This is a genomic window from Salinivibrio sp. IB868 (assembly GCF_001995655.1).
GTDB classification, from domain to species: domain Bacteria; phylum Pseudomonadota; class Gammaproteobacteria; order Enterobacterales; family Vibrionaceae; genus Salinivibrio; species Salinivibrio siamensis.
The window spans coordinates 73,909-87,873 of sequence record NZ_MUEW01000004.1 but is presented as its reverse complement, the minus strand read 5'-3'; the positions used below and the strand labels follow the sequence as shown (position 1 = coordinate 87,873).

The 13,965-nt window shown below is 49.5% G+C and carries 12 protein-coding genes; 6 read left to right on the top strand and 6 right to left on the bottom strand.

The genetic code is table 11. The annotated features are described in order from the left end of the window. Positions 1-112: 112 nt before the first annotated feature. Together BZG20_RS05935 and BZG20_RS05930 are read left to right on the top strand one after the other, a co-directional pair. Positions 113-1,219, top strand: a complete 1,107-nt coding sequence (locus tag BZG20_RS05935; RefSeq protein WP_077578410.1) for an alkene reductase — start codon at positions 113-115, stop codon at positions 1,217-1,219. Between the two features lie 37 nt (positions 1,220-1,256). Beyond that, positions 1,257-2,261 (top strand): zinc-binding alcohol dehydrogenase family protein, encoded by a 1,005-nt coding sequence (locus BZG20_RS05930; protein WP_077578504.1) that lies wholly within the window; start codon positions 1,257-1,259, stop codon positions 2,259-2,261. Between the two features lie 247 nt (positions 2,262-2,508). On the opposite strand, the gene BZG20_RS05925 is transcribed toward BZG20_RS05930, so the two are convergent. From BZG20_RS05925 to BZG20_RS05910, 4 genes are all read right to left on the bottom strand, one after another. Continuing rightward, the gene (locus tag BZG20_RS05925; protein WP_046075720.1) at positions 2,509-3,039 is read right to left on the bottom strand and encodes an MltR family transcriptional regulator; all 531 of its coding nucleotides are present in this window, start codon (positions 3,037-3,039) and stop codon (positions 2,509-2,511) included. Between the two features lie 61 nt (positions 3,040-3,100). Beyond that, the gene (locus BZG20_RS05920; RefSeq protein ID WP_046075721.1) at positions 3,101-4,249 is read right to left on the bottom strand and encodes a mannitol-1-phosphate 5-dehydrogenase; all 1,149 of its coding nucleotides are present in this window, start codon (positions 4,247-4,249) and stop codon (positions 3,101-3,103) included. Positions 4,250-4,316: 67 nt separating this feature from the next. Next, the gene (locus BZG20_RS05915) at positions 4,317-6,287 is read right to left on the bottom strand and encodes a PTS mannitol transporter subunit IICBA (protein WP_077578409.1); all 1,971 of its coding nucleotides are present in this window, start codon (positions 6,285-6,287) and stop codon (positions 4,317-4,319) included. Between the two features lie 508 nt (positions 6,288-6,795). Next, a complete protein-coding gene (locus BZG20_RS05910; RefSeq protein WP_074214596.1) occupies positions 6,796-7,296 on the bottom strand; it encodes a lactoylglutathione lyase family protein in 501 nt (166 codons plus the stop codon). 102 nt (positions 7,297-7,398) lie between these two features. Here BZG20_RS05910 and BZG20_RS05905 point away from each other — a divergent pair, with 102 nt between their 5' ends. Then, complete coding sequence (locus BZG20_RS05905) at positions 7,399-8,298, top strand: LysR family transcriptional regulator (protein WP_077578408.1); 900 nt, start codon at positions 7,399-7,401, stop codon at positions 8,296-8,298. A 133-nt stretch (positions 8,299-8,431) separates the two neighbouring features. Then, entirely contained in the window at positions 8,432-9,097 is a 666-nt protein-coding gene (locus tag BZG20_RS05900; protein WP_046075725.1) for a transporter substrate-binding domain-containing protein, read from the top strand. On the opposite strand, the gene clcA is transcribed toward BZG20_RS05900, so the two are convergent. Continuing rightward, entirely contained in the window at positions 9,091-10,485 is a 1,395-nt protein-coding gene (gene clcA / locus BZG20_RS05895; protein ID WP_077578407.1) for a H(+)/Cl(-) exchange transporter ClcA, read from the bottom strand. The genes BZG20_RS05900 and clcA overlap by 7 nt on opposite strands. A 414-nt stretch (positions 10,486-10,899) precedes the next feature. Further along, complete coding sequence (locus BZG20_RS05890) at positions 10,900-12,192, bottom strand: alpha/beta fold hydrolase (protein ID WP_077578406.1); 1,293 nt, start codon at positions 12,190-12,192, stop codon at positions 10,900-10,902. A gap of 203 nt (positions 12,193-12,395) precedes the next feature. On the opposite strand from BZG20_RS05890, the gene BZG20_RS05885 reads away from it, so the two are divergent. Continuing rightward, positions 12,396-12,872, top strand: a complete 477-nt coding sequence (locus tag BZG20_RS05885) for a MarR family transcriptional regulator (RefSeq protein WP_046075728.1) — start codon at positions 12,396-12,398, stop codon at positions 12,870-12,872. 22 nt (positions 12,873-12,894) lie between these two features. Continuing rightward, complete coding sequence (locus BZG20_RS05880) at positions 12,895-13,953, top strand: HlyD family secretion protein (RefSeq protein WP_077578405.1); 1,059 nt, start codon at positions 12,895-12,897, stop codon at positions 13,951-13,953. Positions 13,954-13,965: the final 12 nt, after the last annotated feature.

Here is a 13,965-nt window from a genome sequence, read left to right as displayed (position 1 = left end):
AAAAATGTTGAAAGAGATGTCTCTGTAGCATGGTTTTTCTTTGTGGTGATTGTCAATAGGCTGATAGCCACTTACTAACACTATCACGCTCGACCACCACAAGGAGATCAGCATGTCTTTGTTTGATGATTACCAACAGTCTGGACTGTCGCTCGCTAACCGCATTGTCATGGCACCAATGACGCGCGCTCGCACCGACCAGCCAGGCAATATTCCTAATGCGATGATGGCTGACTATTATCGCCAACGCGCTAGCGCAGGGCTTATCGTGACGGAAGCGACGCAAATTTCTCCACAAGGGCAGGGATATAGCTTTACGCCAGGCATTCATAGCGACGCCCAGATCGCGGGCTGGCGTCATGTCACGGATGCCGTACATGCTGAGGGAGGTAAAATCTTTTTGCAGCTGTGGCATGTGGGTCGTATGTCGCATCCCATTTTTCACGAAGACGGTTTGCCTGTCGCACCGTCGGCGTTATCTCCTGAAGCGAGTGTATGGATAGCTGACGAAAATGGCGGAAGCATGCGTCCGTGTCCTATCCCGCGTGCATTGGAAACCGACGAAATCCCACGCATTGTCGATGATTACCGGCAAGCCGCCTTGAATGCCGTAGAAGCGGGCTTTGATGGTGTCGAAATTCACGCCGCCAATGGCTACCTCATCGACCAGTTTCTACGCTCGACCTCCAATCATCGCGATGATCAATACGGCGGCAGTCGTGAAAACCGGATGCGCTTTTTGGTGGAGATCATGACAGCGATTAGTGAGGCGATTGGTGCGTCACGCACTGGGATCCGTCTGGCTCCTTTTATCACTGCGCGTGGAATGAACTGCCCTGACATTATTCCCACCATTCTTGAGGTGGCAAGCCATGCCAATCAACTGGGGCTTGCCTATTTGCATCTTGCCGAAGCGGACTGGGATGATGCGCCGCAAGTTGATGATGATTTCCGCCATCAGCTGCGCGCGCGGTTCGACAACGCGATCATTGTGGCCGGAAAATACGACCAACCCAAAGCAGAGAGCCTGATTGCTCGCGAGTTGGTGGATTTAGTGGCATTTGGTCGTCCTTTTATTGCCAACCCAGATTATGTCGCCCGTCTCCAACATGGCTGGCCACTGGCTGAATTTAACCCTCAGACCCTGTTTGGCGGCAATGAAGCAGGCTATGTCGACTATCCCAGCTATTCCGTCTCCCCCAGCTATCACACAGAATGAGGACAGCATCATGACAATACAAACGTTACCGACAGAGATGCATGCGGTTGGTTATCGCTTTGCGCACCCGATAGAAAAGGCCACATTGGCTGACATCATTTTACCCACGCCGATTCCTAACGATGATGACTTGCTGGTGGAAGTGAAGGCGGTTTCTGTTAATCCTGTGGATGTCAAAATCCGCGGCAACGTCGATGCACCTGAGGGACAGCATAAAGTGCTGGGGTGGGATGCGGCGGGCATAGTGCGTCAAGTTGGTCGCCATGTGACGGGGTTTCAGCCCGGCGATAGGGTGTGGTATGCCGGCGCGCTCGATCGGCCCGGATCGAATGGTCAATTCCAATGTGTGAATGCAAAAATAGCGAGTGCCATGCCTAAAACGCTGTCATTTGCCGATGCCGCCGCTATGCCACTGACTGCACTTACGGCGTGGGAGTTACTGTTTGATCGCTTAAAGGCCGGACTTGAGCCGGAGTCGAGCACTTTACTGATTGTGGGCGCAGCAGGTGGGGTGGGATCGGTGTTAACTCAGCTTGCGAAACAACTGACGTCGTTGACGGTGATCGGTACCGCGTCGCGACCAGAGAGCCAAGCGTCGGTGAAAAAAATGGGCGCCGATCATGTCATTGACCATGCTAAGCCCTTACAGCCGCAGCTTGATGCGTTGGGAGTAGAAGCGGTAACCCATGTCGCGAGTCTTAATCATACCGAGGCGCATTTGGAGCAGCTGGTAGATTGTCTGATCCCTCAAGGCAAACTGGCGTTGATTGACGACCCGGAACAGCTCGATATTCGAAAGTTAAAGAGTAAGTCGATTTCGTTGCACTGGGAGTTCATGTTCACCCGCAGTTTGTACTCGACGACTGACATGTACCAACAACATGTGATCTTGGCGAATGTGGCTAAATTGGTTGATCAAGGCGTGCTCAAGTCCACGGCCTCTCATCAACTAACCGGGCTTAATGCGGCGAATTTAACTCTTGCGCATCAAGCCGTAGAAAGTGGCCGAACAATCGGGAAATACGTCATCGCTGAACACTAACCTTCCTTGCTTGCATGAAGCCTTATGTGATCCGTCATAAGGCTTTTTGTATATAATGGTAGACAAAGTGCATCGATTTTTGATTTGATGCTCGAAAGATAAAAAAAGATTGGTTAGGTATGAAATTGTATAACGTGATTAAGGCTTACTTACTGGAAGCCATGATTCTCGGAGGCGCGTTCGCGCTAGGCGTGTGGCTAACCCTTTCAGGCTATTTGCTTCATTAGTGATGGTGAACGTTGGCACATTAAAAAGGGCTTTCTTTGCTTAATTCATTGCAGATTTCCACGATGGCGAGTGACAACCCTGAGCGGATCACCTGCTGTTGGCGCTGCAGTTGCAGCTGATAGAATTCGATATCTACGTCATCTTCCGGCGGGCCAATATCGAGCGAAAGCATGCCCATCGTATTCGCTTTGCGCAGCTTTTTGACGGCATCGAGTACCTTAGGATCGGTAAATTGGTAATCGTCGGCATCGTTACTCAGTTGGTTTTTAAGTTTAATGATCTGTTCAATATCGTGATAAGCGTCATCTGATAACACGCCTAGACCAAACAAGAGTTTTAATCGCACAGAAAGATCACCCAGCGGCCCAGTGTCGTGCAGTAAAGGCCCCACCACTGATTCCACCGCAAAGTTATCTTTGCGAAAAACCCGCTTGATTAAGCCATCAATAGCTGTCTCAAACGTATCCACCGCGGCAACAAAAAAGCCACGCACGGTTGGCGCTTGGTTTAATCGTTCAATGATGTCTGTTTCGTCGAAATTTTCTGCCATAGACTCAATACTGCTTATTGTTATAACGGGGGAGCTAAACTCCCCCTGTAAAATGCGCGGTTTACAATTGCTGGTACAGGGTGTTAATTGCCTCAACTTCAGGGCTTTCCTCTGCCAAGCCGGTGTATGTCGCTAGCGTCTTTCTTACGCCCACCTCAGCCAATGAAGCTTGAAGCTCTTCAGCTTGTGGATCGGTGTGATTGGTGTATTTCAATGCTGCGGCAATCCCTTTTAATAGGGCTCGGTTATCTGTGCCGTACTCTATTGTACCCAGTAATGGCTTGATAAGCCTATCGTTCTGACTTAGCTTTCGGATAGGCTGGCGACCAACACGATCGACCTCATCAACCAAATAGGGGTTTGAGAAACGCCCCAAAATTTTCTCGATGTACGCTTGGTGAGCGGCGCGGTCAAATCCGTAGCGTTGGATAAGCACTTCGCCGCTTTCTTGCATCGCTGTTTTCACCAAATCACGGATTTTCGGATCGGTAATGGCTTCACGAATGGTGCGGTGGCCGCTCAAGCAACCCAAATACGCCGTGATGCAATGGCCCGTGTTTAAGGTGAAAAGCTTACGCTCGACGAAGGCCATGAGGTTTTGTGTCTTCTCCATCCCTGCAATATCTGGGATTTCGCCTTTGAACTGTTGTTCATCCACAATCCACTCACTGAAGCTTTCTACCGTGACTTCTAAGGGATCATCGTTCGCCGCTTCCGCCGGCGGCACAATGCGATCAACTGCGGAGTCGACGAAACCAATCAGTGCGTCTGCTTTCTCATGTAATGCGGGGTCAAGGTGCTTATAGACTTCGCCTTTGAGATGCGACGTACCACGAATCATGTTTTCGCAGGCAATAATGTTTAGTGGGGCCTCATTGCCGGATGCGAAACGTTTTTCAATGCCAGTGGCAATGGTCTTGGCAATAATATCAAGCACATTAGGGCCAACAGCCGTGGTCACTAAATCCGTTTTTACGATTTTATCGATAACATCATCACTTGCCGAATTGACTGCCGTGATATGAGAAACCGTGTCGATATGGCAGTCGTTACCTACCACTTTGACGTTGTAGCTTTGTTTGTGACTGAGTTGGTCAATGAGGGGCGCATCGACATCGGCAAAGGTGACCTCGACATTGGCATCTGCGAGCAATTTTCCGATAAAGCCGCGGCCGATATTGCCGGCACCAAAATGAACAGCATTTTTCATAATATTTACCTCAAACTAAAAACGTTGGTGATGAGAGGCCACCGAGGTGACCTGCTTATTGGGTTGATTAATGGGATGACGTCATAAAGGTGACGCTTTCATCACTCAATAGATTGAGGATCTCGTCAATACTGTCAGTACTGGTGAGAATATCTATTGCATCAGGCTCATCTAACGCATTAGTAATGGCGGTAATTACTTGAATATGTTCATCGTTTTTGGCGGCAATGCCAATCACCAACTTAGCGATATCCTCTTTGTCGTCGGTGAACTGCACACCCGATGGATACTGACATACCACAATGCCGGTTTGCTTGACCCCGTCTTTTGCTTTAACGGTGCCATGAGGAACGGCGATCGACTCCCCGAGGTAAGTGGGGGTTAATGCCTCACGCTCAAACATCGCGTCGACATAGCTAGGCGCTACGTAGCCAAGTTTGACAAGTTGCTCACCGGCAAATCGAATCGCTTCATCCTTGTTTGTGGCCGTTAAGCCAAGATGAATGTTTTTACGCTGAAGTTGAAAAGCAGGTGCCGGGGTTGGCTCGAAACTGTCGTCATTTGCCGCCGTCGTCGGAACTTGAAGCACTTGCGGATCGTTGGCAGCGGGATACTGTGCGGCGAGAATTTGGGTAACCAACTGGCCGTAAACATCGCCGTCTAAAAAGTTATTGAGTGAAATATGGTGTGCGGTTGGCGCGTGAGTGCGCGCACGCTCGGTCAGATCTTTATGCGTGATCACAATCTGCGCATCCTCAGGCAGGCTATTGACCGCAATATTCGTGACACCAATATCTAAGCCTGCATTTTGCACCTTTTTGCGCAGCAAGCTGGCACCCATGGCACTAGAGCCCATGCCAGCATCACAGGCAACTAAAATATGCTTTACGTCAGCAAAGTTAACTGTGGCTTTAGGCGCAGAAGAGGGGGCGGAGGTGCTTGCTTTAGCGCCTGATTTCATGTCTTTCATTTTGGCGGTCGCCTCATCAAGTGAGGCCTCGTCACCTTCACCCTCTGTGCTTTTCTGTGTTTTCATCAGTAAAGCGGCGACCACAAATGACACGCTGGCTGCGGCAATAATTGAAGCCAAGACGCCGACAATTGAGCCTTTTTGCGTCATTAACAGCACAGCAAAAATAGAGCCTGGCGAAGCGGGCGACACAATACCTGCATCAAACATAGTGAGAACGAACACACCTGTCATACCACCCGCAATTGCGGCCAGAATAAGGCGTGGATTCATCAGAATGTAAGGGAAGTAGATTTCGTGAATACCACCGAAGAAGTGAATAATGGAGGCACCGCCCGCGGTTTGACGTGCGGTGCCTTTGCCAAACACCATGTAGGCAAGCAAGATGCCTAGACCAGGACCTGGGTTTGCCTCAATGAGGAAGAAAATAGACTGGCCAGCCTCTGAGGCTTGCTGGATCCCAAGTGGTGAGAAAATACCGTGGTTGATCGCATTGTTGAGGAAAAGAATCTTAGCGGGCTCAACAAAGATAGAGGTCAGTGGTAACAGGTGTGCTGAGACCAAAAACTCCACACCTGCCGCAAGGCCACTGGATAAGAGTTTTACGAACGGGCCGATAAGGAAGAATGCGATAATCGCGCAAAGCATACCGATAATGCCGGCGGAGAAGTTATTTACTAACATCTCAAACCCGCTTCTCACTTTGCCATCGACATAAGCATCGAATTTTTTGATCGCCCAGCCGCCGAATGGACCAACCATCATCGCGCCCATAAACATGGGAATGTCAGTGCCGACAATCACCCCCATGGTGGTAATCGCACCGACAACCGCACCGCGTTCGCCGCCAACAAGTTTACCGCCGGTATAGCCGATCAGCAGTGGTAGTAGGTAGGTAATCATGGGGCCGACCATGGCCGCCAATGTCTCATTAGGGACCCAACCGGTCGGAATGAATAGTGCAGTAATAATCCCCCACGCGATGAATGCGCCGATATTGGGCATTACCATATTCGAGAGGAAGCGACCAAAATTCTGTATCTTGATCTTGGTGTCAGATGATATCATAACAATACCCCGTTTGATGTTCTCATTGAACGTGTGTGGTAGAACGGTTCGCCAAAACCGTCTGGCTAGTAAGTACCCAGTCAATTTACCACATATTTTTTCGAGAGAACTGATAACGGGGATTTATTGACTCAACTCTCACTATTCACTTCGCAACTATATGTTAGTCCAACATCTGTCACAAAAATAACATGTAAATTTAGCACAAAAAGCAAAAAACAAAATTGTCAATAAAAACTATATCGATATATATCACATTTGTGATTTTTTGGTTTATAAAATAAATAGTGATGTAGATCACTATTTATTTTTTTAGAATAGTGAAATAAAAAACTAGAGTGATAAATATCACACTACTAGTCTGGTCAATAATGATTCATAAAGTGATAAAGATCACACTTGTATTTTTATTACGAATAAGGTCGGTGTCGTGTGAGGTAGAAACCAAGCTCAATCGCGTTGAGCCTGGTGAGTTAAAATGCCAAGGTAGCCATTACAGACAAGAGAGTTAATACGCTCCTGCGCTGTAGATAAGCTCGTAACTGTGGCTGTAGATCTCCAAGATATTGCCAAATGGGTCTTCCATATAGATCATGCGATAGGGCTTCTCTCCAGGATAGTAATAGCGTGGTTTCTCCATGCGTTTCTTACCACCCGCCTCAACAATACGTTCAGCCAGTGCTTCAACGTTAGGATCTTGCACGCAGAAGTGAAAGACGCCCGTTTTCCAGTACTCGAAATTGTTGTCAGGGTTTTGCTGATCTTTGAATTCAAATAGCTCGACACCCACTCGGTCACCGGTCGATAAATGGGCAATACGAAAGCGCTCCCAACCTTGACCAAACACATCGGTACACATCGCTCCAATTGCACTATTGTCTTCGACAATCTCGGTAGGTGTCATAATGAGATACCAGCCAAGCACTTGCGTGTAAAATTGAACGGCTTTGTCCAAATCAGGTACCGAAATACCAATGTGTGAAAATGTACGTGGATAAGGGGTTGGCATGCGTTGCTCCTTCTAAGATGACATTGTCAGTGGTTGCAAGCATGAGGTATCACAAACATAATGTTAAATTATGGTTTGCAATAGTTATGATGACAATTTGTTATGGTTAACCCTGTTTGGCTGAAAACCTTTTGCACCCTGGTAGATGTTGGCAGTTTTACCAAAGCCGCTGATAAGTGTTTTATGACCCAATCAGGCGTCAGTCAGCACGTGCGAAAGCTCGAAGATGCTTTATCGACCACCTTACTGATTCGGAGTAAAAAGGGTATTGTCACGACGGAGGCTGGAGAGCAACTCTATCGTCAAGGCAAAGATGTACTACAAACACTCGATAACCTAGCCGTTAACATCAGCCAGGATCCCGGTTATGAAGGGGAGGTGCGTCTTATGTCGCCGGGAAGTGTTGGTCTCTATTTATACCCTCATTTGCTCGATCTCCAGGTGACGTATCCGACACTTACGATTAACTATCGCTTTGCGCCAAATGGCGATATTCATAATGCCATCTTGAACAACACCATTGATATTGGCCTGACAACCGCATGTCCCGTTAATCCAAATATTCAGTCTGAACCCATCGGGGAAGAGCCGTTGTTGCTGGTGACACCGCGCCATGTTAAATCCCCGACTTGGGAAACACTCTGCCAACTAGGATTCATTGATCATCCAGATGCGAGGCATCACGCCGAGTTATTACTTGGAGCGAACTTCGAGCAATACCAAACGGCACAGTTGCGTCCCATCAAGCAATCTGGCTTTTCTAATCAAATTGGTCTTATCTTACTACCCGTTGCACGCGGACTCGGCTTTACCGTGTTACCCGCCAATGCCGTCGCCGCTTTTGCTCAACAAGCGGCCATCAAAGCTCACCATTTACCGACACCGGTCAGTGAAACTTTATATCTCTGCGCTTTTGCCGGACGCCAGCTGCCCCAGCGCGCGATCAATATTTCAAACGTTATTAAAGAGCAGGTCAGTGATTCAATTGGCATGCATACATAATAAATGCGAAGAGTGACTTCATAACTAAGTGACAGTGTCACGTGCTGCGCGTGGACGACGCTTCTCCTGTCTTCTAATCTCTAAGAGTGCAAAGATAATCTGAGGTGGCAATGTGACGAGATGGTGGATATTAATGGTTTGCTGGTTGCCGTTGAGTGCGCTGGCAAACACACTGACTGTTGCATACCGCGATCATACGGGCGCGATGTCATCCGCGACCAAAACGATCGTCGAGCAGGTTTTTAACGCCGTTGACTCAAACATCGAACTATCTTGGATAGAAATGCCGCTAGCGCGAGCGGAGAATGCACTCGCTAAAGGGATCATTGATATTGACTTTGGTCGCACGCGATTGGTCTACCAAGACACGCCTCAGGTGCTTTATCCCACAGAATCACTGTTCTCCGTTGACTATTATTTGTTTGGGCACACGTATGTGCTTAATCCTGAAGATTATCAACGTGTGGTGGGGGTGATTGGTGATCAATTGGCGCTGATGATTGCGGATAGATATCAGTGGGATATGGTGCCCGTAAGAACTGAACGGGCTGCGTTAAACATGGTGAATAGTAATCGTGCACAGGCGATGGTGGGCTATGTGGGCATCGCAAGTATGCTCGAAAAAGAGCAACTGACGACCGTACGCATGGCAGACAGTCCTGTCGAATCCATTCCCATTTATTTGGCGATTCATCAGCGGCATCAAGCTCTTATTGAGCCACTGAACGCTAGTATACGCAAAATGAAAAAGAGCGGAGAAATAACCGCTCTACTCGAAAAACACGGCATCCCTCATTGAGATGCATTTTCTATCCGAAGTTTCTGCTCGCGTACTTTACGACGCAATAGCTCCGTATAAATTGGTTGTCCACCAAGCAACTGTGCGACCAAGGTGGCACCGAGGGTGGTGATGATTAACGGCAAAATCAGATAATAGTTGTTGGTCATTTCAATCACCAGCAAAATACCGGTAATCGGCGCGCGCACGGTCGCGGCGAACAGAGCGCCCATGCCCGCAATCGCAAACATACCCGGCTCTATTCCCATATCAGGGTACATATTGGCAACCACTAACCCATACACTGTGCCTAACAAGGTCCCTAGCGCCAGCATGGGCGCAAAAATGCCCCCAGGCGCACCCGAGCTAAAGCAAATCACTGTCAGTAATGTGCGTGCCATAAAGATAAACAGCAGGGCACTGATTGAATAATTGAGGGTGACGAAATCTGGCACTAAATTAATGCCACCATGGGTCAGCTCAGGCGCATAGATAAGTAGCAAGCCAAAAAAGCCGCCTAACGTGGCACCCACTAACCAGATCCGTTTTTGGCTTTTCTGATAAAAGCGTTGGAAAAAATCCTGAAAGCGCATAATCAGAAAATTAAACAGTACGCCAAATACCCCAAAACAGCAGCCCAGAACGAGAAAGAACCACAGCGAAATAAGTGGCGGCGTTTCGTATTGTGGTAATACAATTACCGCCTCTTGGCCATTGATATAGCGAAAGACGATATCGGCCATAATCGCAGCAATGATCACCGCTTTAATTGAAATTAAGGTATAGCGAAATTGTGGTCGCATTTCCTCAACCACAAACATGATAGCCGCCAATGGAGCATTAAAAGCCGCCGCCAGCCCCGCTGCAGCACCGGAGGCGAGCAAGGTTTGGTTACTGTTTCTGTCTTTGATGCGGCAGGTATCGGTGACCATTCGGCCAATATTGGCACCAATTTGCACGCTTGGGCCTTCGCGGCCGAGAATCATGCCAGAGCCTAACGCGCCTAAACCGCCAAAAAACTTCACTGGAATAACTCGCCACCATCGAGAGGGACGGATGCCTTCCATCGCGCCCTCAACCTCTGGGATCCCCGAACCTGCCGCTTCAGGGGCAAAACGATGAACAAGCCAATAGCCGAGTAAGGCGAGCCCCGCGCTAATAAGAAACGCGAGCACACCCAATGGAATCATCGAGTTGATGTTACTGTCTAACCATTCGGTTCTGGACTGAGACAGTGAGTGGATGGCGAGCTCGAAAAGGGTGACTACCACGCCGCCTAAAAAGCCAATGACTACCGCGAGTAAAAGGATAGAAACGGGCGTTTTGTCGCGAGACCATAATTTATCAAAGAAAACACTAGATTTGTAAAAGATGGCTCTCTTCTTGCCTGTTTTACTTACAATTTTCATCTGTGTGAACGCAAAGTGTGAAAAGAAAAGTGACGATGTACGGTGGCACAACTTCCTACGCCAACATCGTGCTGGGAACGTCCTATTCCCTGAGAGAACGCATTTATACTACGCCAATTAATGGAACATGCAAGCGCTCGACAGATACTTCATTGTCCAGTGATAAAGACAAAACCCGCGGGAGTAAGCGATACACTAACGAGGCAGCCGTAAGCGAACATTTTTATACGTTTTATCGGTGTGCACCGTATTGTCAGCCAGCGTACCACCTTTGTCAGCGCCAATAATTGATTTGAATTAGATCACAGTTTGTTGCGCTGAAAATGTCCGCAGCCGTGATATCGGATGGGTAACCGCGGTGTGGCCATGCCAGAGCAGCAAAGGCATGGCCATCGTCATTGGTTTAGCGGGGCGTCATTGGCCTTGAATAGCGGCAAGGCTATCGCCGATCGCTATCAGGCGCTCCAAAATACGCTCACCATCGACGCCGATGCCGTTGTGTTCGTACTCGTTGGTCATCCACGCTTGGCTGTTGGCAATCTTCGCCAAGGTTTGGCGGGAGTAATCAAACTCAACAAACATGTCATCCACATAGGTGGCACAGGCAAGCGGTACCGTGTTGTGCTTGAGCACCTCGAGATCATAAAGCGCCGGCCAATCGGTTTTTTCCGCCAACAACATCGCGGCCTCTCTGAGTGGTTTGAGCGTGGCAAGTTGATCAAACATCCACGGATAGACCATTTCGCCGGTAAACCGGAACGGTTGATCGGGCTGATAGTGGAACTGCGGGAACTGATCGCGTATTCGATGGGCTGACCACTGCGAGGCCTCCTGCTGGCAGTAAATCGATTCATGCAAAATAGCGTAGAAAGGGTTGGTTAAATACCCTTGTTCTGCCTGCATTGCATCAAGGAATGGATAGCTCAGCACACGCTCGCCATTCACCTCAATAAAGGCTCGTTCCAATAAATAATAAAGCGGCAGCCCCGCATGACCGCGGCCGAGATTTAGGCCAATGGTCTGGAACTGCTCCACCGTAAACGGCTGACCGTTTGGCAGCGTCACCGCATTGTTTTGCAAATACTGGGCAATCTCGTGGCAGCGGGCTTGTGCATCGGGGAACTGAGCGAAAAACTGCTGGTTCTTATCTTCCACGCGCTGATAGGTTTTTTGGTACACCCTATCGGTATGCCCTTCAATCGGCGGAATACCGCCGGTGACAAACGCGCGCGATAGCGATTGCGGAAAGAAAGATAAATAGGTGAGCGCACAGAACCCACCAAAGCTTTGACCGAGGATCGCCCATTGCTTGATACCTAACGTCTCACGCAAACACTCGGCGTCTTTCACGATGCTATCGGCACGAAAATGGCTCAGATAGTCCGCTTGCTCCGCAGGCGTAAGATGGGCAAGCGTTTGGTGATTCACCGGCGAGCTTAAGCCCGTGCCGCGTTGGTCGAGCAACAACACGCGGTAATCGTCTAATGCCCGTTTTAACCAACCGCTCGCGCCATTAGGGCGAGGCGATTCCATGCCAGGTCCACCTTGAAAATACACTAGCCAGGGTAACGCTTGCTCATTTTTACGCGTATCGACGATTTCGCGGGCGAAAATCGAGAGCGAGGGGCTGTTAGCGTCATTATGATCCAGCGGCACATCAACATGATGGCTGCGATAACGGAGATGGCGATCCCACAGATCTTGCATGGTAATTCCTTTATAAACAAAAAGATGACGCGAGATAGATTACCAGAGATGGTGATGAGCAGCGAGCGCGTTTCATCCAAGCAACGCGCTATATTTTTGTGATGCTCGTCACCTTTCTATTTACTTAGCCTGCTAACTATTTTATAGTGTCTGCCTGGTATTACTTAGCCTGCTAAGTATTTTCACGATGGAAGGAAAACTCGATGACATCGCCCAATCCCGAACACATGTCTATCGCTGAGCACTTAGGGCGCACGGCGCGATTATGGCGCCGTGTGGCGAATTCAGAGCTTGAGCCTCTGGGGCTGAGCTATCCACGTTGGAGTGCGCTTTGGATGTTGCGCCGATTGGGGGATGGCATCAGCCAAAGTGAATTGGCACAGGCGCTGGAAATTGAACTGGGCTCTTTGATGCGCACGTTGAAGCATTTAGAAGCGCAGGGGCTGATCACACGGCGCTGCTCGCCCGAGGACAAGCGCACCCGTACGGTGCATGTCACCGACAGTGGTAGTGACTTAATGTCGCGCATCGAAGCGCGGGTATTGCGGGTGCGCAAGCATTTGCTCTCTGGTATTGCGGCTGAAGATTTTGACGCCTTGGAGCGGGTGTTGGTCACCATTAATCAAAATGCAATGGACTATACCGCCACCACCGAAGACGACTGCGGCACAGAAGAATAGGTAATAGAGGTAAGAAGTACGAATGACACCGGATGAAAAATTTGCACGTTGGGTAAAAGTGGCCGCCCTCAGTTTTGTTTTGATTTTTGGCTACTTTTTGGTCGCCGATAACTTGATGCCGCTGACGCCTCACGCGATGGTCACGCGCACGGTGACTAAAGTGGCCCCGCAAGTCAGTGGGCCGGTCAGTGCGCTGGCGGTAGAAAACAACCAACGGGTTCACCAAGGCGATATTCTGTTTCGGATTGAAAGTGCGCCTTATCGCATTGCGGTCGACCAAGCCAAACTCGCCCTTGCCCAGGCAAGACAGACTAACGCTCAATTGGATGCTTCACTGATGGCCGCGCGGCAAGACGTCTCAGCATTGGCATCGGTCTTGGCACAAAAAGCGCGTGAAGCAAAACGCTTAAAAGCTTTGTTCGCTAAAAATGGTGTCTCGCAGCAGCAACGTGATGATGCGATCAGTGCGGCTAATACTGCCCGTGCTAAATGGGAAGCCGCGAAAGCGCGCGTCAGTGCCCTTCAAATTCAACGTGGCGGTGACGGTGCCAGCAATATCGCCGAACAAGTGGCGCTGAGTAAACTAAAAAAAGCCCAGCTTAACCAATCCTACACCACTGTTAGAGCCAGCCATGATGGGGTGGTAACCAACTTGCAGCTGGATGTAGGGGTTTATGCCAGTGCGGGTAAACCGCTGATGGCCTTGGTGTCTGAACGCGCCGATGTGATTGCCGACTTTCGCGAAAAAAGCGTACGCGATGTGCACACCGGCACGCCAGTGAATGTCACTTTTGATAGCGAGCCGGGCAAACTTTACGCGGGACACGTGAGCAGTGTCGATGCTGGGGTCAGTGCCGGACAAATCGACGCCAATGGTCAACTGGCGTCACCGTCTAACTCCAACCGTTGGGTGCGTGATGCGCAGCGAATGCGCCTGCACATTCAGCTCGACGAATGGCCTGGCCACTCGTTGCCAACCGGGGCTCGCGCCACGGTACAGTTAATGCCTGAAAGCGCAGTAACGCAGTGGCTGGCCCGTGCGCAAGTTGGCTTTTTGAGTATGCTGCATTACATCTACTAAGGGGAGCTGATG

Excerpts from the sequence above, each read along its gene's own strand:
- BZG20_RS05935 (WP_077578410.1), top strand. The coding sequence starts at position 113 with ATGTCTTTGTTTGATGATTACCAACAGTCTGGACTGTCGCTCGCTAAC.
- BZG20_RS05930 (WP_077578504.1), top strand. The coding sequence starts at position 1,257 with ATGCATGCGGTTGGTTATCGCTTTGCGCACCCGATAGAAAAGGCCACA.
- BZG20_RS05925 (WP_046075720.1), bottom strand. The coding sequence starts at position 3,039 with ATGGCAGAAAATTTCGACGAAACAGACATCATTGAACGATTAAACCAA.
- BZG20_RS05920 (WP_046075721.1), bottom strand. The coding sequence starts at position 4,249 with ATGAAAAATGCTGTTCATTTTGGTGCCGGCAATATCGGCCGCGGCTTT.
- BZG20_RS05915 (WP_077578409.1), bottom strand. The coding sequence starts at position 6,287 with ATGATATCATCTGACACCAAGATCAAGATACAGAATTTTGGTCGCTTC.
- BZG20_RS05910 (WP_074214596.1), bottom strand. The coding sequence starts at position 7,296 with ATGCCAACCCCTTATCCACGTACATTTTCACACATTGGTATTTCGGTA.
- BZG20_RS05905 (WP_077578408.1), top strand. The coding sequence starts at position 7,399 with ATGGTTAACCCTGTTTGGCTGAAAACCTTTTGCACCCTGGTAGATGTT.
- BZG20_RS05900 (WP_046075725.1), top strand. The coding sequence starts at position 8,432 with ATGGTTTGCTGGTTGCCGTTGAGTGCGCTGGCAAACACACTGACTGTT.
- clcA (WP_077578407.1), bottom strand. The coding sequence starts at position 10,485 with ATGAAAATTGTAAGTAAAACAGGCAAGAAGAGAGCCATCTTTTACAAA.
- BZG20_RS05890 (WP_077578406.1), bottom strand. The coding sequence starts at position 12,192 with ATGCAAGATCTGTGGGATCGCCATCTCCGTTATCGCAGCCATCATGTT.
- BZG20_RS05885 (WP_046075728.1), top strand. The coding sequence starts at position 12,396 with ATGACATCGCCCAATCCCGAACACATGTCTATCGCTGAGCACTTAGGG.
- BZG20_RS05880 (WP_077578405.1), top strand. The coding sequence starts at position 12,895 with ATGACACCGGATGAAAAATTTGCACGTTGGGTAAAAGTGGCCGCCCTC.